Origin of the sequence: Pseudomonas sp. SIMBA_067 (assembly GCF_046534675.1) — a bacterium.
Lineage (GTDB): Bacteria > Pseudomonadota > Gammaproteobacteria > Pseudomonadales > Pseudomonadaceae > Aquipseudomonas > Aquipseudomonas putida.
Genome location: NZ_JAWRYH010000475.1, coordinates 1 through 270, shown reverse-complemented (window position 1 = coordinate 270; position 270 = coordinate 1). Strand labels below are relative to the sequence as shown.

Sequence of the window (270 nt, the reverse complement as noted above, 5' to 3'; positions counted from 1 at the left end):
CAGTGCGGAAGAGTGTTTCCGCATAAGCATTATCATTGCTCACCCGCGGACGACTGAACGAAGGCTTAACACCCAGCGAAATCATTTGTTCGCGTAACAGTGAGCCCCTCATCACGAGGCCGTTGTCAGAGTGCAGCACCAAAGGACGACCCGCTGTTCGCTCACGCAAACACCCCTTCTCAAGCAGCACGCAGGCGTTCTCAGCACATTCGGATTCATGGACTTCGTTAACTACAAGCTTGCGGCTGTAGATGTCTTTGACCATGTACC

General features: G+C 53.0%; 1 protein-coding gene. It reads right to left on the bottom strand.

Annotation, left to right across the window (positions count from 1 at the left end; genetic code table 11):
• The coding region (locus tag SB765_RS29955) for a DDE-type integrase/transposase/recombinase (protein ID WP_410932539.1) at nucleotides 1–270 on the bottom strand (270 nt) is incomplete at both ends.